Here is a 25,889-nt window from a genome sequence, read left to right as displayed (position 1 = left end):
TTAAAAGGACTACATACCGTAACTTTGTAAATTAATAAAGTAAACCGTTAAAATGAAGCAGGACTACTACTCATCAGCTCAACAACCTTAAGCTTATAAATTATGGGATTGTTTACCGTGCAATTCGTTGTTAACGTGGACCTGCTTGCTATCTTAAAATCAAACCCGACCTTCTGCCCATTTTGTTTTAATATCTCTGGAAGACCAGCTGTTTTAATCACGTTGAAATACTTGACCTCATTAAGCGTGTGGTATCGCCATACTGCTGTCGAACCGAAGAAGAGGAAGCAATTTCAATAAGCCAATAGTCTTTTCCAATATCCGCATTGCAGGTTTCTTTTCCAAGAACCGTACCGACTGCCCCATAATAAGGCGCCTTAAATGGCCTTTTATTATTACAACTCGCCCCCATAAAGCAAGCTATGATTGAAAAAATTAGTATTTTATTTACTCTCATTTAATTTAAGAGGTTAATTATCTAAAGGTATCTTGGGTATGTTACATTTAAAATTACTTGATGTTAACTCTATAATACAATGTAGAAACTCTCGGAAGAAGATAAACATAGCATGGAATAGCCGAACAAACAACAAGTTTTGAGTGAATATTTTACTATATTCAGTAGTTTACAAACCTTAACGTCAACCTCCAGTATGAAAGCACTTTTCTTAGCTATTCTGCTTAGCCCTATTGTCACAGTTTCTCATGCACAAGAAGAATTTACGCTAAACCAAGGCGGCACTAGTCAAAAAAACTATTTTGCAGAGATTGAGTATGAAAATACAAATAGAATACCGATTATAAAAGCGACTATCCATGGCAAAGAATATCGTTTTATTCTGGATACAGGAGCTCCCAACGCAATCTCAAAAGCGCTATTCGATGAGCTAAAACCCAATATACTCAAAAGGGTACCTATATGGGATGCCAATAATAAAGTAGATAGTTTAAATATTGTAAGTTTAAATGAAATTACGGTAGGCAATATAATTTTCAATGATATTCCATCCGCGGTTCCTAAGGATCCGTTCATTTTTGATTGTCTTAAAGTTGATGGCTCTATAGGCAGCAACATGCTCAGAAACTCTATACTACATATTTCTTCAAAAACTCATAAAATAATCCTTACAGACCAGTCAGAGAAATTGAATTTAAACCGAAACCAATCCACTGATCTAGTCTTAACTCCAATTCAAAGCAATCCTGCCGTCAAAGTCAATTTAATAAGTAAAGACACCGCTAACATTCAACTGCTTTTTGACACCGGTATGGCTGGGCTTTTTGATCTTGCTCTAAATCATTTTGTTCTATGTGAAAAAGAGAACATTGTTAAGGTATTAGCAACATCAAAAGGAAGTAGCGGCATGGCTATTCACGGCATAGGAAGAGACACCACTCAATATCGTTTACGGATACCTCAATTAGATATTAATGGAGCTATTTTAAAAAATGTAGATGCCAGAACTACTGAAGATGAAAATTCCAGAATAGGATCTGATCTTTTAAATTTCGGATTAGTAACAGTAGACTATAAAAATAAAAAATTCTACTTCGAACCTTTTGCAACACCAATTGATTTGCATGCGGAATCTTTTCCAATCTCTCTCATGCCGAAAGACAATAAAGTATTGATAGGAATGATTTGGGATGAGACATTAAAAGACAAGATCAGTGTTAATGATCAAGTCCTTGCGATAAATGATATCGACTATACAAATCTTTCTACTTGCGATTTCCTACTAAAGGAAAAACTGTATGAGAATAAAGACCAAGCGATTTTAATACTAAAAACCTCTACTGGCACAATTAAAAAAGTAACAATAAACAAGAAGTAAAGTTTATAACCTGCTTCAAACTGAAACTTATACTAAGCATTACTTTTAATGTATGTCCTTATATAAGTTAACACCCAAACAAAAATCGCTACTATAACCAAATCATATACGAAATATGATGATAAAAAAGAGACCATAAAAGAACTTCCCATCTCCGAATCATAATTCCTTTTTTCTAAGTAAGGAAAAGGAAAACCTGCTTCAACAAATGAAAATTGATTCCAAAGAAATGGCAGCGCAGATGCCAATACGAAAGACAAAATAAATATTGCAAAATACTTCATACGTTTAAATTAAGTCGCTAATTATTTCAATGCATACCTCTTGTTCCTCGAACTTATCTAAAAATACTTACATTATTAATTTGGAATAAAATGTGGGTCAGCTTATTTCCAAATTCACCCCCTTAACTGCACGACTTGTACTATCTAATATTTTGAGTTTTAACGATGCGTTCAATATCAGGAAGGTCTTTTTTATACTCTTCTACATTCCACTCTTTAGCATAGTCTTGCATTAGTGGCATACCCATAGCGATACGTCTTTTATCAAGATTGTCGACATCGATAATGGGATATATGTATTTTTTTCCTGTTTGACTATCGGTAAATCCCTGGCTACCATAAATTTGCTGCTTGCCGCTGCGCATGCAAACTCTGTCTTCCAGTATAGCTAAGTTACTTGATAATATTTCACCATTCTTTTCTGCGGCTCTAATAGCCGGCAGGTAGAACTCCTGGGTTTTTAAGTCGGCATGCTGTATGACTAGAAATAAACCTTGAGCACCAATAACACCAACTTTTTGTGGGCCCAACCAACCATGCTTCTTTATAATTGCGTTTACTTTTATCAGGTTCGCTTGATCTGATTTATGCATCTCGTTTAAAAGACTATCTAAAAGAGACACGGACTCTTTACGCTGCTTAGCTTCAATATAAGTAATCCTTATAGCTTGGTCTACTTTGTAAATTGAATCTAATTGTTCCACCAATGATTTATCTAGTTTTGAGTTATCTATAGAAAATGAAGTCACTTGGCCAAAAGATACAAGACCAAACATTGATATTAAAAACAGAGCAGTGAAGAATTTCATTATACTAAAGTTACATCTCTTAACTAACGATTACGGATTTTTAACAAAATTTAACGTGCTTGCGTCAAATCAGCGAAACGGATAAGAATCGGGCTGTTAACTCACAACCACACCAACATAAACACTATCTCCTCTGAACTTGCCATTGGCCGAAGCAAAGCTCATATAACAATGCACAGTATCACCCTCAAAATCTAAGGGCAACTCAACCGAATACTCCAAAGAATACCTAGCAATAGCATTTACTTCTACAACCGCCTTATCCTTTGCAGGATTAAATACCAAAAAAGTGCCTAAATCCGTATATTGACAATAAACAGATTGGTTTTGCGGCGACCAACTGAACCTAATACTTCTAGTTTCAGAAACTATCGAAGAACCTTCTGAAACTACCAACGAACTCTCCAAAACTACTCCCGCACCATCTGGAGTTTCAATATGCCCTCGGCTGTACATTATCTTAGGATAATTGATCAAAAAATGATCGCCCTCCACAACAAAAGCATTCTCATAATTATAAGAATAAGCCAAATTTAAAGGCCTTTTGTTTTTAGCATAATGCTTAAAACCCATATTCACCAAATCAGGTATTATATTCAAAAAAGATGTTAATAAGGTAAATTTCTCTTTTGCATCCCCCTGCTTTTTTGTGGGCTCTGTTGTACTTGGATGATGAAGTCCGGTAATGATATTCATACCTCTACCTCTACGCCCTATTATTGGCCCTGTTTTTTTCCGAAACCCTCCAAAAATTCCTGATCTTAATATTCCCATCTCGTAATAAATTAAGCCATAACTAGGCGTTAAAACTACCTGTATAGGTGCCATCCGCCACATTCTTCCTATCCTCGGAGATAAAAGAAATGTAGGTTTCCATGTATTTTCCTATAAAAGCTGCCGGAATCTGCAATTCATCAGAGCCAGACAATCGGCTATTGCCAAAAAGCTTATAAATCATCTTTTCTGATTCTGGGAAATAAGCCAACATCATTACCTGATCGGTTGATTCCGGCCATTTCATTTGCGGATTGGTATCCCAGCTAAATTTAATAGAATCTGCTGTTAGCTCAGCCACAAAATTCTCCACCGGCTTTAAAAAACCTCTGCTTACCAACACTTTATCATAAGCAATTTCAAGATTCGGATAAGTACCTTTTATTATGTTTTTCACATTGTACTTCATAGCTACATTGTGAGGATTTCCTCCTGCACCCATAGGCTCAGTACCGAATCCAACGTTAATAAAAGCACTTAATTTACCAAGAAACCTACTAGCCTTTTTAACTTCCAATCTTGCTCTTAGTTGCTTTTCTGTTGGAGGATTCAGATTCTCTCCAATTCTGCGCACTACATTTTCACCATTTAGTACGTAATAGACTAAATCACCTATTCTTCCGGTATGGAAGCCATGGGGACCATTTTTTGCTTTTCCCATAATACTATTTATTATTTGGTTTAATCAATTGGCGCAACTCTCGTCGCAAATCAAATATAATACATATCTACCTGAAAATCAAGATACAACAAATGAAAATAATTAAATAATTGCTAAGAAATAATTGTAAAATAGTTAGGTTGAGAGATGGTTGCAAGATGGTTGGAAGATGGTTGAGAGATGGTTGAAATATCCTTTACACCTTTCAACCATCTCTTAACCATATATGTGATATTTAGCAAATAAATTATTACTCAATTATTTTTTAGTGATTTTTTAATTATTACTATAGGATTTATCGTCCAAAACCAACCCAGATGAGCAAACGTAATAAAAACACTCAAACCACCATTAATTTCCTAATAATTAACATTTTAACTATATCAATAAAACTATGAATGATAGTTCAAAATCTTGGACATTTGACATTTGCAGCTATACTTACAACCTGTAATTTTGCTTTCCCCAAAAAAAATACTGTCCTGAGAACCAGCATTTATAATTTGAATGTCATGCCGTGGCACAATAGTTGTAATGCTAGCTCTTATCTAATAAAAAGTTAAAAACAGACATTATGAAAAAATTAATCTTTACTCTATTTTGTTGCACCGCATTGCTTGCATTAACATCTAACGTAGCTAATGCTCAAAGTTATAAAACTGCGCTAGGTATGCGCATTGATGCTGGCGATGGTTCAACCGGAGTTGGTTTTAACGTTAAACATTTCTTTTCTAGAAACGGTGCAGTTGATGCGAACCTTATCTTTTTTGACGGAAACGTTGTTGGTTTAGGTGCAGAGTTTCAATACCAAGCTCCAATTGCTGGTGCAAGAGGATTAGATTGGTATTTAGGTGTTGGTCCGAACTTCTTGTTTGGAAAACATAGCACTGCGGTTCAACTTAGACCTACTGCAGGTTTAGATTTTAAAATCCCAAATGCACCTATTGATTTCGCATTTGACTGGCGCCCAATGTTTACGCTTAATCAGGGAACAGAATTTACCGCAGCACGTTTCGGTATTTCATTGCGTTACGCGTTCTAATAACACAAGAATTTTAAACATCTTTTCTACTGAAAAACAACAAGGGCTGCGAATATGAATTCGCAGCCCTTGTTGTTTTTACGCTTTTGCGTTAAATGCCCAGCTAAAGCGATCGTAATGCTGATGGACTAAGTCATTTGCCGGAAAGCCAACCTGCCCTAACAGCCTTTTCAGCGTCAGTAGCATCTGCATTAAGCGATGTTACCAATTTAACATTCGGATTAGCCTTTAAAGTAAGTGAAATATCTCTTACCAAACCATCTCTTCTAATCGTTATAGTAATTACATCCCCAATATTTTTAGTGCTAACAACCGGCATTTTCTCGATAGCAACCTCAACCGGCACACCATCGACAGTAATCACCTGATCATTAACATTTAAACCACCAACCCAGGCAGCAGAATTACGAGAAACGGCAGTTACAATCATATTGCCTTCAACCTTTTTAGAAGCAACACCTAAATACGGTATGCTCTTACCTTCATTTTCATCGACAACATTAATACCGGCATAGCCGAAGTATTTTTTGTACTCAATAGCATCCGTTCCGTTTACATATTTAGCCCAGAAATCAGTAAAACTGATGCCACTGATTTTCTCTACCATGGCTTTAAATTCGGCGTCAGTATAGCCCCTGCCTAATTTTTTATAGTACTCAATGTACATGGTTTTCATTACATCATCCAAACTCTTAGCTCCTTTTGTGGCATGAGCAATTTCGATGTCCATTAGCATACCTACAACCTCGCCTTTGCTGTAATACGAAATGGTTGAGTTGTTTGAATTTTCATTAGGACGGTATCCTTTGATCCATGCATCATAACTTGATTCTGAGGCCGATTGAACTCTGGAACCCGGCGTATTTACTACATTAGAAATTGCTGTTGCAAGTGCCTGCGCGGTTTCTTCAGCAGTAAAAAAGCCAGAACGATACGTAAGTTTATTCTCGTAATACGATGTAAAACCCTCAGCAACCCAAAGGTTTGTAGTGTAGTTTTCATTGTCGTAATCAAACGGACCTAAAGCTACAGGACGTAAACGTTTTACATTCCATAAGTGATAATATTCATGAGCTACAAGATTTAAGAAGCTTTTATAGCCTTTTTCATCAGTATATTTATCTCTGGACGCACCAAGTACGGTTGAGTTTAAATGCTCCAAACCGCCACCACCAGTTGCAAAATTATGCACTATGAAAGTGTAGTGTTTGTTAGGGTTTTCACCATAAATTGCAGTTCCTTGATCAACAATTTTAGCCATATCAACCTTTAGCTTTTCCTTGTCGTAGTTACCACCACCATACATAGCCACTTCGTGTTTCACGCCAGATGCGGTAAATTCGAAAACATCCTGATTACCTACTTCAATAGGGCTATCGAACAAGATATCGAAGTTTGCAGCGGTATAAGTAAATGGCTTTCCGCTTACCGGCTCTAAGCCTGTAGATACCTTTTCCCATCCTTTAAAAGGGTTCACTTTAACAGTGCTTGGCAGATTTAACATGCCATCAGGGTACATAAATATGCCGGTGCTAGATAAGAAAGCATGACTTTCATCAATAAATGATGTACGTACAGATACTTCGAAGGCATACACGCGATACTTGATTTTCACGCTTTTTGCTTTGGCAGAATATATTCTCCAGGCATTTTTTCTAACTTTCTCGAACTTAACCGGTTTATTGTTTGCAGTGGCCGAGAAGCCTTCTACATTTTTAGCAAATTCGCGAACCAGGTACGATCCTGGTGCCCAAACAGGCATTTTAACATCTACATAATCCTTTGTTAATCCCGAAATGTTCATTTCCATTTCAACGTAATGTGCCTGCGGTTCAATAAAATTTACCTCGAACCCGACCTTCACCTGCGACTTAGCTGTCATACTTATTGATAGTAATACTATTAATCCTGCTAATGATGTTCTCATTAAAAAATCTCTGTTAATATTAAGTTAGTTGTTTTTTATAATGCCAAACTTAGATAAAACCGCTAAGCTTTGGCAAAGCCACCCAAAAAAATTACACAAATGTTAGTTATATAATGTATATTTTATGTGCATTTTAGCGCTCCCCGTAAGTAAAATATTACGTTAACTGGGCTGTAACATCCTTAATACAAGGATTATGAGGCCTTTTATTTGAATATTTTTGTACGTTAACAAAGTCAATACAGCCATTATGAAGCTTAAGTATATCGTTTATACCCTAATTGTTTTGGGGTTTCTTTATTTAATTTATTACAGAATTTCGGCCAATAAGGCAATCGAAAATTCGGGCGGCGGTAAAGGCGGAGGCAAGGGTGCCAAAGGTGGCGCACCGGCAATGAACGTAAACGGGGTTGTTGTTGTTACTTCTTCTTTTAATAATGATTTGGATATAACCGGCGCCATTGATGCCAACGAGGCGGTTACGCTAAAAAGTGAGGTATCCGGATTGGTTACCGGAATCCATTTTAAAGAAGGCACAAATGTGAGTAAAGGTGCGCTTCTGGTAAAAATTAACGACAGAGATATACAGGCGCAATTGCAAGATGCGTTGACTAAAGAAAGGCTATCTGCTACTAACGAAGCCCGAGCAAAACAGCTTTTGCAAAAGGGAGCTATTAGTCAGGAAGAGTATGATACCTCGCTTGCAGATTTGCAATCGCTTAAGTCGCAAACGCAATTGATCCGCGCACAATTAGCGAAAACATCAATATATGCGCCTTTTAGCGGTAAAATTGGCTTACGCTCTATTTCGGTTGGCGAGTACATTACCCCCACAAATGTTATTGCAAACCTGCTTAGCATTGATCCCATTAAAATAAACTTTGCTGTACCTGAAAAGTACGCGAGTCAAATTAAAATAAATTCGGAGATATCTTTTAGAACTGATGGTTCTGCAAAATCTTACACTGGTAAGGTGTTTGCCATTGAGCCGGGGATTAATTCTCAAACCAGGACTTTACAGATTAAAGCCTTGGCTTCGAACCCGAATAATGAATTATTGCCGGGTGCTTTTGCTAAGATAAAATTAGCACTGACTACTTTAAACGATGCCATTTTGATTCCTAATGAGGCCATTATTCCGGTACTTGAAGGAAAAACAGTGTTTGTAAGTAAGGATGGGCAAGCGCAGCAAGTTCCCGTTGAGGCGGGTACTCGTACAGCAAAAGCTATTTTGATTACTTCGGGACTAAAAGTTGGTGATACAGTTTTAACCTCAGGTGCCATGGCTCTTAAAACAGGGACTCCGGTACATGTAACAGTTACTAAAAACTAAGCGCGCAGGATGAGTATTTCGACCACGAGTATAAAGAGGCCAGTTTTGGCCATTGTAATGAACCTCATGATCCTGTTGTTTGGGGTTATCGGCTATAACTTTTTGGGGGTAAGGGAGTTTCCAAATATTGATCCTACGGTTGTTTCTGTAAGAACTTCTTATCCGGGAGCTAACTCTGATATTATTGAATCGCAGATCACTGAACCGTTGGAGAAATCTATTAACGGGATTGATGGGATCAGGAATATTTCTTCGTCGAGTAATCAGGGAAGCAGTAACATCACCATCGAGTTTAATCTCGATAAAAACATAGATGACGCGGCTAATGATGTGCGCGATAAGGTGTCGCAGGCGGCAAGGAGTTTACCTAAAGATATTGATGGTAATCCAGTTGTAAGTAAGGCTGATGCCAACTCTGATGCGGTGATTACCATGACCATCCAAAGTGATAAGCGCAATGTGATGCAGCTTAGTGATTACGCAGAAAACGTAATTGCCGATAGGTTGCAGACCATAACCGGGGTGAGTAGCATACAGATACAAGGGCAAAGAAAATATGCCATGCGTATTCGTATAGATCCTAATAAACTGGCTGCTTACGGATTAACTTCACAAGATATTGTTACTGCTTTAGATAAGGAAAACGTTGAGTTGCCATCGGGTAAAATAACGGGCGCGAGTACAGAGTTGATCATAAAAACTTTGGGTAAGCTCACAAATGAGGATGAGTTTAATAACCTGATCCTGAAAAATGATTCGGACAATGTAGTGCAATTAAAAGATGTTGGCTATGCTGTTTTGGGTTCTGAAAATGAGGAGACTATTTTAAGGGAATCTGGAAAGCCGATGGTTGCCGTTGGATTGGTTCCGCAGCCGGGAGCTAATTATCTTGATATTTCTAAGGAGTTTTACAAAAGGTTTGAACAGTTGCAAAAGGATATTCCACAGGATATAAAATTAAATATCTCGTTGGATAACACCAGGTTTATCCAGAGTTCTGTAACTGAGGTTGCCGAAACGATTATCTTGTCGTTGGTGTTGGTTATTCTGATTATCTACTTGTTTTTTAGGGATTGGGCTATTGCCATAAGGCCACTGATTGATATTCCGGTATCGTTGGTGTTTACGTTTTTTATCATGTACATTTTTGGGTTTTCTATTAATGTATTGTCGCTGTTGGCAATTGTACTGGCAACGGGTTTGGTGGTGGATGATGGTATTGTGGTTACGGAAAACATCTTTAAAAAGGTGGAGGAAGGCTACTCTCCTTTTGAGGCCGCCATTAAGGGTTCTAACGAGATTTTCTTTGCGGTTATTTCCATTTCGGTTACGTTGGCCGCAGTGTTTTTACCGGTTATATTTTTGCAGGGCTTTGTGGGCCGGCTGTTTAGGGAGTTTGGGGTGGTAATTGGGGCAGCAGTGCTCATATCGGCATTTGTATCGCTTACTTTAACACCGATGCTAAATGCTTACCTGATGAAAAAAAGCGGGCACAAGAAATCTAAGTTCTACGACATGACGGAGCCTTACTTTGTAGCTATGAATGATTGGTACGAAGAGAAACTGAACAAGTTTTTGGATAGAAGATGGCTTGCGCTTCCTATTATTTTAGTCTGTTTAGGGCTTATTGTTTTGTTCTGGAATATATTACCTAAAGAAACCGCACCTTATGACGACAGGAGCGCGATTAATATGAACCTGACTTTACCTGAGGGATCTTCATTTACTTATACGGATGCTTTTGTTGGTAAAGTTGCTCAAATGATTCAGGATTCTGTGCCTGAGAAAAAAGTTGCCATTACGGTTACTTCACCGGGTTTTGGTGGTGCAGCATCTACAAATAGTGCTTTTGTGAGGATGGGCTTAACTGATCCTGGAGAGCGTTCCCGTTCGCAGGCTGATATTGCGGCTACTTTAACTAAGATTACGAAGAAATATACTGAAGGAAAAGTGGTTGTAACGCAACAGCCGACCATTTCGGTTGGCCGTAGAGGTGGCTTGCCTATCAACTATATTATACAGGCGCAGAATTTTGAGAAGCTTAGAGAAAAGGTGCCTCAGTTTATGGATGAGGTAGCCAAGGACCCTACTTTTACTACTTCGGATGTGAATTTGAAGTTTAATAAACCTGAAATTGATTTAACTATTGATAGGGCTAAGGCTAAAAATCTTGGCGTTTCTGTTGCAGATATTGGTTCTGCTTTGCAGTTAGGTTTAAGTGGTCAGCGTTTTTCTTACTTCTTTATGAACGGGAAACAGTATCAGGTTATTGGTCAGTTTGAGTTGGGCGACAGAAAAGACCCGCTTGACCTGAGTTCGGTTTATGTTAGAAATGATAAGGGTGAGTTGATTCAGATTGACAATCTGGTTTCTACTAAAGAAGAAAGTAGTCCGCCGCAGTTGTACCGTAATAATCGTTTTACGGCAGCAACGGTTTCGGCAGGTTTGGCACCGGGTAAAAGTATAGGCGATGGTTTGGATGCTATGGACAGGATTTCGGCCAAGGTATTAGACGAAACGTTTTCTACTGATTTAGGTGGTGAATCTCGAGATTTTAAAGAGAGTGCTTCTAATACTTCTTTCGCCTTTGGCCTTGCATTGTTATTGGTTTACCTGATTCTTGCGGCCCAGTTTGAGAGTTTTAAAGATCCTATCATTATTATATTAACTGTTCCGATGGCTGTTGCAGGGGCATTTTTATCCCTCTGGTTGTTTGGCCAAAGCTGGAATATATTTAGTCAGATTGGTACGATTATGCTTATTGGCTTGGTTACTAAGAATGGCATTTTGATTGTTGAATTTGCCAATCAGCTTAAGGAAAAGGGCAAAAGTGTGCATGATGCGATTAGAGAAGCATCTGTATCGAGGTTAAGGCCTATTTTGATGACCAGTTTGGCGATAGCGATTGGTGCACTTCCTATTGCCATGGCTTTAGGTGCGGCGGCAAAAAGCAGAATGGGTATGGGTATTGTGATTGTTGGTGGTACTATATTCGCGCTGATTTTGACATTGTTTGTTATCCCTGCTATTTATTCGTTCTGGTCTAAAGAGCATAAGGAAAACTCGGAATTGAAGGAATCGTTAATTGCTGCGCTGAAAACCGAAAATACATAAGGCCCATTTACAAAGAGAAAAATGAAAAAGCTTAATTTAATTCTGATCATACTTCTTGCAGCCTTTGTACAAAATGCATCGGCTCAGGAGAAACTTACGCTTCAACAGGCAATTACCATCGCACTGCAAAATAATTACGATATAAAACTGGTTAACAATGATTTGCAGATTGCTAAAAACAACACCAATATTGGTAATGCAGGGTTTCTGCCGGGTGTTACCGGGAGTTTTGCAACTGATGGGAGTAGACAAAACACGGTGCAAACTACTTCGACAGGGGCGGAAAGAGTTGCGGATGGGGTAAGGAACACAAGTATGAACTATGGTGTTGCTTTGGATTGGACAGTTTTTGACGGTTTTAAGATGTTCGCTACTTACGACAAGTTAAAGGAACTGCAAAAACAAGGTGAGGTAAATGCTAAAGCTGCCATATTAACTACAATTGCTGACGTAATTAATTCTTATTATTCGGTAGTAAAGCAGCAACAATTGGTGGTTGCTAATGATAGTGCATTGGATATTTCTAGGTTTAGGGTAACTATTGCGGACAATAAACTGAAGCTTGGTAAGGGCTCTAAGCTTGATGTTCTAGCTGCTCAGGTTGATTACAACACAGATACTTCTGCTTATTTACAGCAAAAGAACTTGTTGCAAACTGCTATGATTACTTTGAATCAGGTGATGGCGAGATCTGTTGATACCAAATTTACGGCTGAGGAGAATATGGACATTGATTATAAGCTAAGCTATACATTATTACAGGAGCAAACTATGCAGCTTAATCCTGATTTGCAGAATGCTTTTATCAATAAAAAGGTGGCTGAGCTTAGTTTAAAGGAGGTTAAGGGACAACGGTATCCGGTAATTGGGGTTAATGGGGGCTATGCGTTTTCGAGAAGTGCTAATCCAACAGGATTTAACCAGAAATTTAGGGGTCAGGGCCTCTCCTATGGCTTAACGGCTAGCATGAATATATTTAATGGTTTCTTGCAGCGCCAGAATGAGAGAAATGCCAAGGTTCAGATTAACTCTTCTGAGTTGGAGCTTGAGAAAACTAAGCAAACTATTGGTGCTCAATTGTTAACTGCCTTTGAAAATTATAAAACCAGCTTAGATTTGTTAAAGGTGGAGACTAAAAATGTTGACATCGCCAGGCAAAATCTGGACATCACTTTGGCTAAGTATAGGCTTGGTAGTATTGCACCTTTGGAGCTTAGAGAAGCACAGAGAAATTCAATAAATGCGATAACAAGGTTTCTGGATGCTCAATATCAGGCAAAACTTACAGAAATCAGCTTAAAAGAGATTAGTGGTACTTTAAATATCCAATAAGATTAGTATTTTTATCGCATGATTCTAGTGGCAGACAGCGGTTCGTCTAAAACCGATTGGATGGGGTACAGCCCCGATGAAAAAATCAACTTTAGTACGCAAGGAATAAACCCTTATTTCCTTAATGCGCATGATATATTTAAGTTATTTTCGAAGAAGAAGGAGATTGCTGCCTATGCTGACAAGGTTAAAGAGATTTATTTCTTTGGCGCAGGATGTTCGTCGCCTGATAAAATAGAAGTGATTTCTAATGGAATTTCTTCTTTCTTTACTAAGGCTTACGTTTCTGTTGAGCATGATTTGATTGGTTCTGCCTATGCAACTTGTGGTGATAAAAAAGGTTTGACTTGTATTTTGGGTACAGGATCTAATATTTCTTATTACGACGGTAAAGAGGTTCATAATGGAGCGCATGGTTTAGGCTATGCTCTTGGTGATGAAGGCTCAGGCACCTATTTTGGTCGTAAGCTGATTACAAACTATCTGTATCATAAAATGCCTGCAGATCTTGCTGCTGAATTTGCTGAAACTTATCAGGTTGACAAGGAATCTGTAATCACTAATGTTTATCAAAAACCTGCACCAAATATCTATTTGGCTTCGATAAGTCGTTTTATGGCTACTCATCAGGATCATCCTTTTATCATCAATATTTTACGTGAGGGTTTCCAGGAGTTTGTTGATTCTAATATTAAGGATTACCCTAATTATAAAAGTCTTGACACTCATTTTGTAGGTTCTATTGCCTTTTATTACCAGGATATTTTAAGAGAGGTTTGTCTTGAAAATCAGGTAAAAGTTGGTAAGATTTATCAAAAACCTATTGAGGGTATTTACAACTATATCTTAAGAAAAGAAGGCATTATGGTTTAAGCTGTCGTATCTTTTTGATACCATAGACAGCTCCTGCTGCAAGCAGTAAACTAATACCTCCATCAAGCGGTACATCAGGGTCATTTCCCGGAAGGCCGGGATCATCTCCCTGAGCCATAGCAGTGCTATTTAAAAGAATTAGCAGGATTATTAATGTCTGTTTCTTCAATGCATGTTTTCTCATATAGGGTCAATTCTATATAGATTATTTGTTGCTGACAAACATTTTTACCGATTAATCGGATATATCCGGTTAATCACCGACTATTGGCTTTTAAGCATATCATCTTTGTAAAAAATTACAAAGGCTTACATGAGAAGCGTTTTACTGAGACTAGTATTTACTTGCATTTTATCTCTATTTGTATTTATGGCGGCTTCTGCACAGAGCTGGATGAATGGATATAATTATAGAAAAAAGATAACAATAGATAAGAGCAAGGTTTCTGCTGGAGGGTTTTCTCCGTACATTGACCTTATAGATTTTCCGGTTCTAATAGAACTTGAAGGCGACGACTTAAAACATATTAGTGGGTATTGCGGAAACAAGGTGCAAAATATTGAGGGAAGGGACATTTCATTTGCGCTATCTACAGCGCCGAGTGTACCTCTTTCCTTTCAATTAGAGCGATATGACGCGGTAAGTGGTAAAATAACATGTTGGGTTAGGATTCCTTCTTTATCAGCACAGGGAACTGCTTCTGTGCCTACTTCTATTTATTTGTACTATGGTTCGGTACTACTTCATGAGCCCTACAGTGTAAAAAATTTAAGTACCTGGTCTGCCGATTATTCAAGGGTCTGGCATATGGATCAGGATTTGGCGCCCACAGAAAGTAGGAATGTACAATCTAATCTTCCTGAACATAGTTTGATTGGAAGTTCCGGGATGACCTCAGCCAATTATTTACCCGCGAAATTAAATGGAGGACTAACATTAAACGGTATATCTGAATTTCTTAGTTCTGGTATAGAAACTGCTAATCCTGACATAACAATCTCGGCATGGATTAAATTCAATACTATAGGCTCGGAGCAAGTAATACTAACAAATGAAAGCGTTACAGGTGCCTTTACGAATGGATACCGCTTCTCCATAAATAGTTCAGGGCAAATGACAGCTGCATTCTCCAATAACGCTAAACAACCTTACATTATAACACCACAAGGCGCATTAAACCCTAATACATGGTACTACGTAGCGGTAATAACTTCCGGGTCATCATATAGCATATTTGTAAATAAAGCTGTCACTGGGGGCAGAACTGTTAGCACGTCCAGATTAGGGGCCGGCGGTGCAGTTAATGTTGGTTCATCTAAGGCAGGCAATCAGTATTTTAATGGCTTTATTGATGAACTAAGAATCCAAAAAACCGGAAGATCAGCTGATTGGCTACATACAGAATATTTAAACCAGAGCAGTCCATCAACATTTTACACAGTTGGACCGGAGGAATATTCTTCTTCGGGCTTTTCAAAATTTATAAGTTCTGAAAGTACCACATGGAATCTGGGTTCAAATTGGGGGAATAACGCTGTACCTGAAAATAATGCCCATGTAATTATCACTGCTGGAAAAACGACTATCATTCCTGCTAACTTAAATCTGACACTAGGTTCACTAATTCTTGAAGAGGGTGCAAGCCTAACTGTTAATGGCACTGTAAACATTAGCTGTATCACTAAAGTAGCCTTAGGGGCGTCAATTAATTTAGGTAATAATGGAAGGATTGAATTTGGTTCTGACGTAGTTAATAATGGTAGTATTTCATCGAACCAAACCCAGGGAACACTGGCATTTTCTGGAGGTAGTCCCATTCAAAAGTTCTCTGGAAATGGCACAACTAAGGTGCATCGTTTAGAAAACAAACAGCTGATAAATACTAATACATTGATATTTGAAACCCCTGTGCTGGTTACTGCTTTTGTGGAATTGAACAGAGGAATACTAAATGCCAATGGTCGTTTAACTTTAGTATCTAACTCAAATGCAACAGCTACTGTACTCCCTGTTTTGAATTTAAATGAGGCGGGCATTATTGGTAATGTAAATGTACAAACTTACATTTCGGGGGCCTACCCTAGTCCGGCGACCGCAAGGGGTTGGAGGTTATTGTCATCTCCAGTTTACACTTTGGTTAATGGGGGAATTAGATACTATGGACTTAATGCTTTCAAAAGCAGCATTTATATTACCGGAAAAGGGGGATCAGCAAATGGTTTCGATTCATCCCCGCAGAATGGTGGTACAGTTTACACTCACGATCAATCTTTACCGGGTACTCTTTCACAGAAATATGTTGCCATTCCCAACACCGGCATTAATATCCCGCTTGGAAAAGGAATTTATGTATTTTCCCGAGGTTATCGGGAAGCGCCGAATGCCTATGCAAATCAAATTCAAGCTGCTCCCTTTTCCAATCCTTCAGGATATACTATAACACATACCGGATTGATTTTTACTGGAGATTTAACGGTTGAAGCATTTAACAAAAACATGAATACTGAAGGAGAAGGATTTAATCTGATAGGAAATCCCTACCCCGCCCCACTGCAATGGGGGAACTTACATAAGGAAAATTTAAGTCCATTTGTATGGCTCTTTGATCCGTTAAACAATGCCTATGTTGTTAGCAACTCAGCATCTACTGTTATACCCTCAGGAGCAGGTTTTTTTGTTAAGGTTCTTGGCGGGAATACTTCAGGGTTATTAAAAATTGAAGAAACTTCTAAATATACTGGAAACTATATACCAGCCCTAAGGTTATTGACAACTAAAGGCAGTTCAGGCGCGCTTAAATCTCTTGAAGCAATTGTTCCCACCACAATCCAGACAATCAACAATAAAAGCTCTCAGCTCACTATACAGCTTAAGCGGGGTGTTTTTGAACAGCAATATACTGTTTCATTTGCAGGAGATGGTTTAGACGCTCTAAATGATAAGGATGCTATTAAAATTGGAGAAGGTTATGTAAGTATAGCCAGCTTAGTTGATGGGACTAAACTCTCCTTTGACGAAAGAGAAAGCCTAACAGATAAAAAGGAAATTCAATTATACACAAAAGGATGGGCATCGGGTTCTTATTGTTTAAATCTGCAAGGTTTAGAAACTTTTGCACCTGAAACATCTATTACACTTAATGATAAATACCTGAATCTGTCAAGAAAGATATCTGCCTCAGAAAGTTCCTATTGCTTTTCTATGGATGAAAAAGTTGTAGAAAGCTGGGGTACTCGTTTTACACTTACACTAGAGCCAACTGCTATAAGCGATTTAGATGATGTTACTTTGGGCAGCGGAATAACTTTATATCCCAACCCAATCAGCAACAAGTTTTATTTGAAGAGCACTTTGGATAAGGCATTCCATTCGAAATTAACTATTAGCAATACTTATGGCAAAGTGATTTCTATAAAACATTTGGTAATTAGCAGAGACATCATCGAGATAAATGTAGAGCAATTTGCAAAAGGAATCTATTTAGTTAGCCTCTTTGATAAGATTGGAAATAAACTTATTAGGACATTTAAGGTTCTAATAAGATAAATCTCCGTTTTCTACAAGTAATATTTCGACATCATTAAGAACCTGATACCCCATTTCATAACAGTAGAAATAAGTTTCTTTTCCTTCAGTACCGTATGCACTGGTACAATAATCAAAATTAAATCCCTGAACTATCATGGTTCGTTTAGAAACCTTAGTTTCGCCATTGACATTAAGAGCCTTTAGTATGCTCCAATTCTTCTTTAGTGAACTATTAACTTCCCTGATAATATCAAAATTACCTAGCTTTTTTTGATTGTAATTATGTTTGCTCCTGCATTGATCATGACAAAATTTTTTATCAGATCGTCCTTTAATGATGCTTTTACAATTTAAACAACGGTTTTCCTCAATCATGTAAATACAATTTTGGAAATCTATATATTCTACATGAAATCAACCAAACCTTTCAGAGGTTTTTATTTTTTTTCTTGGGACAATGAAGCTTAAGCAACTGCATGAACTGCAATTCGTTTATTCATCTCTGCAGTAATCATTGAGGCAATCCAATCCAATTTTTTTTGATCAATAGAACTAAAGCATCTCGATTTATCATCAATAATACAAACTGTCCCTACACTAAGGCCTTCATTTGTTGTAATTGCAGCTGAAGCAAAGAACTGTAATCCAAGTTCTCCAAGTACCATGGGGTTTAGAATTAACCCCGGGTTTTCAGTTATTCTTTCAAATTTAGCAATGCATTCTTTCTGTAATGCAATTGAAGAGATATTTACTACTGTATCATAATTAGTATTTCTTTCTTGCCCAGCCAGCCCCCATACTTTTTGGTTATCCACAAAATTGACCATGGCCAAAGGAACATTTAACATCTTCGCCGCTGTAGCGGCTAACCTATCAAATATTGGTTCAGACCTGGTATGTAAAATTTTATATTGTTCTAAATTTTCTAAACAATGGCATTCATTTGACGAAATTACATTGATTCCAATCATACTTACAATTCCTAAAACAGTTTACAACTGACTATTATTCCCATAACACATACAACCAAGAGATTGCATCGCGCTCAACTATAGTGATCGTAAAACAATTACCATACCCGATTTCTTTACATTTATGAAAACGTATTTCTGTTTCTAAAAAACAGTGAGAGAATCCTCAGTTTATTGCTAATTAAACGGCATATCAATGGATGCGCTTGCTCATTTAAGAGATAAATCACATTGGAATTGTGTATTACAAAAACTACATTCTCACTAAATCAAGGGGTAAACTTTGCTCAAATCGGAATCTATTCCACAATATTTGCATTTCAATTCATGATAGATTTAAGCTCTTGGCATAATTTGCTTATTTCTTCTTCAGTGTTGTAGTAGTGAACTGAGGCGCGAACAACAGTAGAAAACCCGTTCTTATCCATATAAATTGGGGTTGCTTGTGCTCCACCAACTGAGACATTGATATTACGCTCAGCCAACTTTGTCTTGACATCCACACTCTCTATATCCTTTACAGAGAAAGTAACAATACCACTAAGGTTTTCACCAGAGTCGCGAATAACTATCCCTGGGATTTGAGCTAACTCTTTTCTCATCAATTCTGCCAGATGCCCAATTCGATACCATATACGATCTAACCCAATATTTATTGCATAATCCACTGCTCTTCCAAGCCCAAGCGTAAGGGCACGACTTTTTTCATACAGTTCAAACCGACGGGCATCTTGTCTTAGTGTGTAGCCTAATAAAGAAACATTGGAGGCAGCAAAGAAGTCTAACAATATCGGCTTTAATTTATCTTGGGTATCTTTTTTTACAAATAAGAAGCCCGTTCCTCTTGGAGCTCTTAGATATTTCCGCCCAGTAGCTGATAGTATATCACACTGTATTTTTTTTACATCCAAAGGCATTTGCCCCACACTCTGACAAGCATCGACCATATACAATATCTTATTCATTTTTGCAATCTTGCCTATTTCTTCGACAGGTAGAATACTCCCTCCGGAGGATGAGACGTGAGTTACAGCTATTAGTTTCGTGTTAGGAGTAATAGCTTTTTCCAATTCAGGGATAGAAAAATTCCCTAAATCATCATTAGAAATGACCTTTACTTTTATACCCTCTTGCTTTTGCACATCAACCAAACCAATAAGATTTGTGACATATTCCATTTCGCTGGTAATGATTTCATCTCCGTTATTAAAGGTTAGTCCCTTAAATGCTGTTCCCCAAGCTGCACTGGCATTTTCGAATATGGCGATCTCTTCTCTATTTGCGTTGATCAACTTAGCGATGTTGTCATAGACACCATTGATTTGGTCAATATAATTAGCCTCGGTTTCATAACCTCCATTCAGGGCTTCCTCTTTCAAGTAGTCTACAATAGTTTCTACAACAAAATCTGGAGGTAGTGAAGCTCCTGCATTATTGAAATGAATCAGCTGGGATGTACCCTTCGTTAGACTTCTCATATATTCTAACTCTTCGTTGTTTATTATTCTAGCGTCCATTTGTTTTATTTATTTAACTAATACAGATGATTCTTAAATCTTTTAGCTAATAATCCCGTTGCTTGTTCCGGATCAATATCAGCAACTATTATTCCGGCTTCCCCATAATTTTGATGAGCCATGCAATTGCCATTTGGGTAGATAATTGAGCTGGCAGATTCAGAATAATTTGATGCATAATTGACGCTGGCAAAATATATCGTATTTTCCATTGCACGCATCATCATGGCCTTTTCATAATATGGATTATCCTTATGTCCCCATTCCGTGAGTTGTTTACCACTCTCCGTGTTAGCTGTAAATTGCGGATGAAATACAATTTTAGCACCATTTTGTGCCGCCCATCGCACCGACTCAGGGTACCTAAAGCCTTCATGACATATTGTAATCCCAAATTTCACTCCTTCTACTTCAAATAACTGCCTATCCGTTCCTGCAATCCAAATTTCATCTTCAGTTGGGTCTAACTGATTTTTTGTTTGCATTCCAAGTACCTCACCCTCTTTAGATATGACAAAAGCTACATTTTGCAAACCTACCGAACTATACCAATCCATTGGGACGATAATAGCAATAGAATAAAGCTGAGCCACTCCCCTAACATGCTTTAAAGCAGCTTCCAATGATTCGGATGTGCGATCTTTAGTGGAATAGCTCATTCCAGGATAGCCCGGCAAATATGATTCTGGGAAACAAATGATATCGACGTTCTTTTCACTAGCATCTTTTACCATTTTTTCAAGGGAAATTAAGCCTGACTTCAGAGAATCAGGAATTGGCGGCGATGCCAGTGCAATTCTCATAATAATGTTTTAAAAATGATCAATAAAGTTAGAATCTTCGGTTCCAATTGCTGGTAACTAAATTATATAAATAGTTACACAAAGTGGCAACTTAAAAACATGAAGATCTAAGGATTAGTAAAAAAAATGGCTATAAATAAATAGGCCTTCAGAATATAATATTCTGAAGGCCTATTTATTTAAGAGAGTATTACTTGTAGTTTATTTCTTTGTTACCTTAAACTCAGTTCTTCTGTTAAGAGCGCGACCTTCAGGGTTATCTTTACCATTAGGAAGTTCGTTAGGAGCAACTGGTCTTGTTTCTCCATAACCTCTACTTGTCATCCTTGAAATAGGTATCCCTTTTGAGACCAAATAATCAACACAAGATTTTGCTCTTCTAATTGACAAATCCATATTGTAGGCATCAGAACCTTTACTATCGGTATGGGCACTTAGTTCGATTTCAATCTTAGGATTATCCTCCATTATTGAGAATAGATGATCTAGTTTACCTTTTGAATCTTCAGTTAAAGTTGCTTTATCAAATTCATACAAAACATCTTTAAGTACTATAGGCTTATCAATTTCGTATGGTGTTAGGCAAATGTCCGGGCTAAACAAAGTATCTTTTTTAGCCAGATCATCATATCCAAAATTCAAGATCTTAGTGAAATATTTATCCTTTTCAGCTGTAAGCTTTAGCTTACGGTTAGAGTTCACTTTAAAAGTATATTCTCCTGCTTGATTTGTAGTTGTTTTAAGTGTTTGTGCTGAATCAACAAGTGTAATAATTGCATCTTGTAAAGGCAGTTTTGTATCGCAGTCGTATACAATCCCTTTCACTGTAAGATACTCACGTTTTACATTAAAAACCTCAAGGCAGCAAAGAGATTCACGATCTGAACTAATATAACCATCAGTATCTGAATTATCAGCAGGTGTATAGTACATATCATCTTTTGATGAATTGAATGGATAGCCCACGTTACGAGGTTCTGTCCAATTGGTGAAATCACCTTCACTTTCATAAAAGTCAAAACCACCCATTCCTATTCTTCCGTTACTACTAAAAAGTAATTTATTAGTTTGGGTATTATAATATGGAGCCTGATCATCTTCAGTAGAGTTTATTTTACTACCAAAATTTATTGCTTGGCCCAATGACCCATCAGTCCTTAAAGGACAGTACCATAAATCATACTTACCTTGTCCGCCTGGTCTGTTAGAAGAAAAGATTAAATACTTGCCATCTTTAGTAACGAATGGTTGCATAGCATTAAAGCCTTTTACGTTTACCTGAGCCCCTAGTTCAACAGGGTCGCCCCAACCTTTATCAGATGAAGTTAACTGATAGATCTTTTTATCTCCCTGAGCGGTCCAGCTAGTAATGTAAATTGCCTTTCCATTAGGATGAAAAGCTGGTGCAGCCGATTCTTTTTCTAAACTATTTAATGCTACTTTTTTAATTGTAACATTACCGGTTAAAGGACTTCCTGGAGTTTCATAAACAGCATTCAAATAAGGACTCTCCTTTTTTGACACCTTAGCGTTAGTTTGGTCTGTTAATACTTCTTTCTTTCCAGCATCACCTACTGGTCTTGATGATGTAAAATAGAATTTACTGTCTTTTATAACTGGTGTATAATTAGATCCTTTTTGGTTAATATCATTTTTAACTTTGGTTAACTTAAATAATCTTGGATAGCGTAACTCGAATAATGCGAACTGACATGATGCGATTTCAGACTTTGCTTTTGTAGTGTACGCATCATTAACTTTATATTTAGTTGTGAATTCATTGAAAGCATTAATTGCCTCATCAAATTTCTGATTAGCTCTTAAAGCCTCAGCATACCAAAATGTGGCAAGTACATATTTCGGATTCTTAAATTCTTTAGCCAAAGCATACCACTTCTCTGCGTCGGTAAAGTTTTTATAGAGTCTTAATGACTCAGCTAATTGAAATACGCTGTACTCGTAATCCTCCTTTTTGGGATTTTCTTGTTTTATCTTATTTGCAAAACCGTAGGGTACTACAAAGCCAGCGCTATCTGCTGATGCCAGTTGCAGAGATCTTTTATAATATTCCGCAGCTGCGTAATACTCTTTATTTTGAAAATAGACATCCGCTACTCTCTTACTATTGGTTACAAATTGCGCATTTGCAGCAGTTGTGAATAAGCACAGGATCAGTAATGTTTTAAGCAGTTTCATCTGTAAATGATTTATTTATGTTCAGAGCCAAAACATTTTGAATCATGTTAGGCTCGTATCGCGTTAATTTATAATCTTGGACAAAAGAAGTTGGGGCCTGTAATTCCCTTTCTACTGGTAAATGAAATGGATAGTTCTAAACCTCCCTGATTACGTGTAGCTCTACTTAAACTTGATGTGTTAAAATCATAACTCACACCAAAGACCATATTTTTTAAGTGTAATCCGAAAAAAGCTATTGCAGAATCGTCAACTCGATAATTCGATCCAAAAAGCAAATCTGATTCCTGATTAAGCATAAACTGCGCATAGGCACCAATTGCTATTTCACGTGCATTACCTTGTTTCATGTATAATCCATTTGGTGTAATATCAAGAACTTCTGACATCTTAATCCTCGCACCACCATGAGCTGCATATCTAATTGGCATGCGCACGCTATTGCCTAAAAATTTATCAACAGGTCTGGTAATATGCCCTACCATTGCCCCTCCAAAGACATTAACTCTTTGTCCTGGATTACCATCAAAATACATAATCCCGGCATTAACATCCGGCACTAATGTATTAGACGATGCAAATGATTCATTTATTCCAAAGTTAGGATCGTATCCGGTTATTGGATTAAATTGCCCTCCTAAAGTAATCTTTGATGGATCAAAGCTTTTATTAAGAATGCCAGCCTGCAAACCAAAGTTCACCATATTCAACCCGGCCTTTCCAAAGTGGATACGGTAAGCTCCTGAAACCAATGCACTAAGGTGATTATAACTAATATCACCTGCATTCTGATTCAAAACCATCGCACCAAATGCTAAGTTTTTAACCGGGGCCATGTCAAATGACGCTCCCCCGGTTAAAAATGAATTTGAAATAGTTCCCCACTGCTGTTTGGCATTCAAAGAGACCCTGTATTCACCGTCCGTAACCCCGGTCAGTGCTGGGTTCAGCCAAAGCGGGTGGGCGTAATATTGAGAGAAGTGAGGATCAATCTGTGCTACCACCCTTACAGCTCCCAAACTTAAAAACGCTCCTACTGCTATTATTTTTATTAGTTTCTTCATAACAAATTTGTTTTTCGAGTTTTTTGGTAAATGTTATCTTAATAGGGTTATAGTGCCTTTTTTAGTGGTTTTAGTCCCGTCATTGAATTCCGCTTCCAGGAAATACACATAAACACCGTTCGGTTGTATATCACCTTTATACGTTCCATCCCATCCGTTTTGAATGTTTAATGACTCGTAAATGAATTGTCCCCATTGATTATATACACGCAACTTCATTTTTGCAATTGTATTTCCGTACACGTACAGTACATCATTCTTACCATCGTTATTTGGTGTAAATGTGTTAGGAACAAAGATTGTGTTACCTAAAGGATTATCGCTCTTAGCGGTTAAGCTGGTCGCATCACTTAGTTGACAATCAAGTTGACCTTTTGCTCTAACTCTTATAGTTACACTTTGATCCGGTTTCAAACCAGCAACCAGATGTGTAGTTCCTGCAGGCCCGGTTGTAGGTGACACCCATGTTACTCCGTTATCTAATGATACTTCGTAAGCAGTTGCTCCTGGGATTGGATTCCACTGGAATGTTATTTCTGTTGCTTTGTTTTCTTTAACTGTAACAACTGGTGCATCAAGTTTAGATAGTACTGTTACTACAACTGATGTACGGGTTGTACTTGTACATCCGGTAGCATTACTACTTTCCACATAATATGTTGTGGTAGTTGTTAATGCTGGAGTAGTAAATGTAACTCCCTGAGCGATTGAAGTACCTCCGGTTGCAACTGTATACCAGCTATAAGTAAGTGCTGCATCTGGATTAGTTACAGAAAGTGTGGCAGTTGTACCTGAACACAATGGACCATTAACGCCATCTATTGCAGTTGGTGCTGTAGGAATTGGTGAGGCATTTACTTTAACTGCTGTACGACCAGTGCTTACACAAGATGCTGTTGAAGCTTCTACATAATAAGTTACCGTTGCAGTTACTGCAGGAGTAGTAAAGGTTGTTCCTGTTCCAACAGCTGTTCCTCCAATTGCAGTTGTATACCATTTGTAAGTTACTCCGTTAGTTTGAGGATTTGATACGCTTAATGTAGCTGAACTTCCTATACAAGCATCTACCACTGCTGACACTACTACCGGTGTTAATGGTTTAGGTGAAACAGTTACCGTTACCTTAACTCTACCAGTTGCATTTCCACAGCCTGCTGCACTTACTGCCAATACGTAGTAATCTGTATTAGTAGTTAAAGTTGGGGTTGTGAATTGCTCACCGGTAAATAGCAATGTACCTCCGGTAGCGTCACTATACCATTGATACAGAATTCCTGCCTCAGCATTACTTACACTTAATACAGTCGATTCGCCACTGCATATGTTTGTTCCAGCGCTAGCTACTTCTGGTGTATTTGGTAATGGATTAACTGTTATGGTAACCACTTTTGCACTTGCGGCAAGATTCTCACATCTGTTATCTCCTCTTACTGTTACATAGTAATTAGTTGTTACAGTTAGTACAGGGGTTGTAAAGGCTGGTCCTGTAAACACAGCATTAGTTAATGCTGCATCACTGTACCAAGTAAATACTGGATTAGTTACTGTTGTAGTACTAGCTGTTAATGCTGCTGAAGTACCTGCACAGATAGGTGTTCCTGCTCCTGCTACAGTAATGTCTGCTGCACTTGCCGGAGGATTAACCACCACTGTTACAACTTTTGCACTTGCGGCAAGATTATCACATTTGTTATCACCTCTTACTGTTACATAGTAATTAGTTGTTACGGTAAGCAGAGGGGTATTAAATACCGATCCTGTAAATACTGCATTAGTTAAAGCTGCATCACTGTACCAAGTGAATATTGGATTAGTAACCGTAGTG

The 25,889-nt window shown here is 37.8% G+C and carries 20 protein-coding genes; 7 read left to right on the top strand and 13 right to left on the bottom strand.

Annotated features, from left to right (window positions below; translation table 11 throughout):
* Positions 1 to 217: 217 nt before the first annotated feature.
* Positions 218 to 457, bottom strand: coding sequence for a hypothetical protein (locus J1905_RS20110; RefSeq protein WP_214229016.1), 240 nt, complete (start codon positions 455 to 457; stop codon positions 218 to 220).
* 196 nt (positions 458 to 653) lie between these two features.
* On the opposite strand from J1905_RS20110, the gene J1905_RS20105 reads away from it, so the two are divergent.
* Entirely contained in the window at positions 654 to 1,835 is a 1,182-nt protein-coding gene (locus J1905_RS20105; protein ID WP_214229015.1) for a retropepsin-like aspartic protease, read from the top strand.
* Positions 1,836 to 2,259: 424 nt separating this feature from the next.
* Here J1905_RS20105 and J1905_RS20100 read toward each other — a convergent pair whose 3' ends face one another.
* From J1905_RS20100 to J1905_RS20090, 3 genes are all read right to left on the bottom strand, one after another.
* Complete coding sequence (locus tag J1905_RS20100) at positions 2,260 to 2,895, bottom strand: DUF6624 domain-containing protein (RefSeq protein WP_214229014.1); 636 nt, start codon at positions 2,893 to 2,895, stop codon at positions 2,260 to 2,262.
* 129 nt (positions 2,896 to 3,024) lie between these two features.
* Entirely contained in the window at positions 3,025 to 3,702 is a 678-nt protein-coding gene (locus J1905_RS20095) for a DUF6266 family protein (RefSeq protein ID WP_214229013.1), read from the bottom strand.
* Positions 3,703 to 3,724: 22 nt separating this feature from the next.
* Positions 3,725 to 4,363, bottom strand: coding sequence for a DUF6266 family protein (locus J1905_RS20090; RefSeq protein WP_214229012.1), 639 nt, complete (start codon positions 4,361 to 4,363; stop codon positions 3,725 to 3,727).
* A gap of 574 nt (positions 4,364 to 4,937) precedes the next feature.
* Here J1905_RS20090 and J1905_RS20085 point away from each other — a divergent pair.
* Positions 4,938 to 5,405, top strand: coding sequence for a hypothetical protein (locus tag J1905_RS20085; RefSeq protein WP_099439747.1), 468 nt, complete (start codon positions 4,938 to 4,940; stop codon positions 5,403 to 5,405).
* A gap of 133 nt (positions 5,406 to 5,538) precedes the next feature.
* Here J1905_RS20085 and J1905_RS20080 read toward each other — a convergent pair whose 3' ends face one another.
* On the bottom strand, positions 5,539 to 7,332 hold the full coding sequence (locus J1905_RS20080) for a M61 family metallopeptidase (protein ID WP_250318154.1): 1,794 nt from the start codon (positions 7,330 to 7,332) through the stop codon (positions 5,539 to 5,541).
* 250 nt (positions 7,333 to 7,582) lie between these two features.
* Here J1905_RS20080 and J1905_RS20075 point away from each other — a divergent pair, with 250 nt between their 5' ends.
* From J1905_RS20075 to J1905_RS20060, 4 genes are read left to right on the top strand one after another with little or no spacing between them, the layout of a single operon-like run.
* Complete coding sequence (locus J1905_RS20075; protein ID WP_214229011.1) at positions 7,583 to 8,665, top strand: efflux RND transporter periplasmic adaptor subunit; 1,083 nt, start codon at positions 7,583 to 7,585, stop codon at positions 8,663 to 8,665.
* A 9-nt stretch (positions 8,666 to 8,674) separates the two neighbouring features.
* Positions 8,675 to 11,779, top strand: a complete 3,105-nt coding sequence (locus tag J1905_RS20070; RefSeq protein ID WP_214229010.1) for an efflux RND transporter permease subunit — start codon at positions 8,675 to 8,677, stop codon at positions 11,777 to 11,779.
* A gap of 21 nt (positions 11,780 to 11,800) precedes the next feature.
* Positions 11,801 to 13,111, top strand: coding sequence for a TolC family protein (locus J1905_RS20065; RefSeq protein ID WP_214229009.1), 1,311 nt, complete (start codon positions 11,801 to 11,803; stop codon positions 13,109 to 13,111).
* 18 nt (positions 13,112 to 13,129) lie between these two features.
* A complete protein-coding gene (locus J1905_RS20060) occupies positions 13,130 to 13,984 on the top strand; it encodes an N-acetylglucosamine kinase (protein ID WP_214229008.1) in 855 nt (284 codons plus the stop codon).
* Here J1905_RS20060 and J1905_RS20055 read toward each other — a convergent pair.
* Positions 13,974 to 14,168, bottom strand: a complete 195-nt coding sequence (locus J1905_RS20055) for an Fjoh_0651 family PID-CTERM protein (RefSeq protein WP_214229007.1) — start codon at positions 14,166 to 14,168, stop codon at positions 13,974 to 13,976. The two genes, J1905_RS20060 and J1905_RS20055, sit on opposite strands and share 11 nt — an antisense overlap.
* A gap of 129 nt (positions 14,169 to 14,297) precedes the next feature.
* Here J1905_RS20055 and J1905_RS20050 point away from each other — a divergent pair, with 129 nt between their 5' ends.
* A complete protein-coding gene (locus J1905_RS20050; protein WP_214229006.1) occupies positions 14,298 to 17,531 on the top strand; it encodes a LamG-like jellyroll fold domain-containing protein in 3,234 nt (1,077 codons plus the stop codon).
* Here the strand turns inward: J1905_RS20050 and J1905_RS20045 are convergent.
* From J1905_RS20045 to J1905_RS20015, 7 genes are all read right to left on the bottom strand, one after another.
* A complete protein-coding gene (locus J1905_RS20045) occupies positions 17,520 to 17,888 on the bottom strand; it encodes a hypothetical protein (RefSeq protein ID WP_214229005.1) in 369 nt (122 codons plus the stop codon). The two genes, J1905_RS20050 and J1905_RS20045, sit on opposite strands and share 12 nt — an antisense overlap.
* Positions 17,889 to 17,977: 89 nt before the next feature.
* Positions 17,978 to 18,484, bottom strand: a complete 507-nt coding sequence (locus J1905_RS20040) for a GAF domain-containing protein (RefSeq protein ID WP_214229004.1) — start codon at positions 18,482 to 18,484, stop codon at positions 17,978 to 17,980.
* A gap of 320 nt (positions 18,485 to 18,804) precedes the next feature.
* Positions 18,805 to 19,962 carry an aminotransferase class V-fold PLP-dependent enzyme gene (locus J1905_RS20035; RefSeq protein ID WP_250318153.1) on the bottom strand — a complete coding sequence of 386 codons (1,158 nt, stop codon included), beginning with the start codon at positions 19,960 to 19,962 and terminating at the stop codon, positions 18,805 to 18,807.
* Positions 19,963 to 20,018: 56 nt separating this feature from the next.
* Positions 20,019 to 20,804, bottom strand: a complete 786-nt coding sequence (locus J1905_RS20030) for a carbon-nitrogen hydrolase family protein (protein ID WP_214229002.1) — start codon at positions 20,802 to 20,804, stop codon at positions 20,019 to 20,021.
* Between the two features lie 201 nt (positions 20,805 to 21,005).
* The gene (locus J1905_RS20025) at positions 21,006 to 23,000 is read right to left on the bottom strand and encodes an OmpA family protein (protein WP_214229001.1); all 1,995 of its coding nucleotides are present in this window, start codon (positions 22,998 to 23,000) and stop codon (positions 21,006 to 21,008) included.
* Positions 23,001 to 23,068: 68 nt separating this feature from the next.
* On the bottom strand, positions 23,069 to 24,064 hold the full coding sequence (locus J1905_RS20020) for a PorP/SprF family type IX secretion system membrane protein (RefSeq protein ID WP_214229000.1): 996 nt from the start codon (positions 24,062 to 24,064) through the stop codon (positions 23,069 to 23,071).
* 33 nt (positions 24,065 to 24,097) lie between these two features.
* Positions 24,098 to 25,889: Ig-like domain-containing protein (locus J1905_RS20015; RefSeq protein ID WP_214228999.1), on the bottom strand; the 1,792-nt coding region annotated here is incomplete at its 5' end.

Origin of the sequence: Pedobacter sp. B4-66, assembly GCF_018492665.1 — a bacterium.
In the GTDB taxonomy this organism is placed as follows: Bacteria; Bacteroidota; Bacteroidia; order Sphingobacteriales; family Sphingobacteriaceae; genus Pedobacter.
Note: the sequence above shows the minus strand (reverse complement) of the source record. Positions and strands in the feature narration are given on the sequence as shown.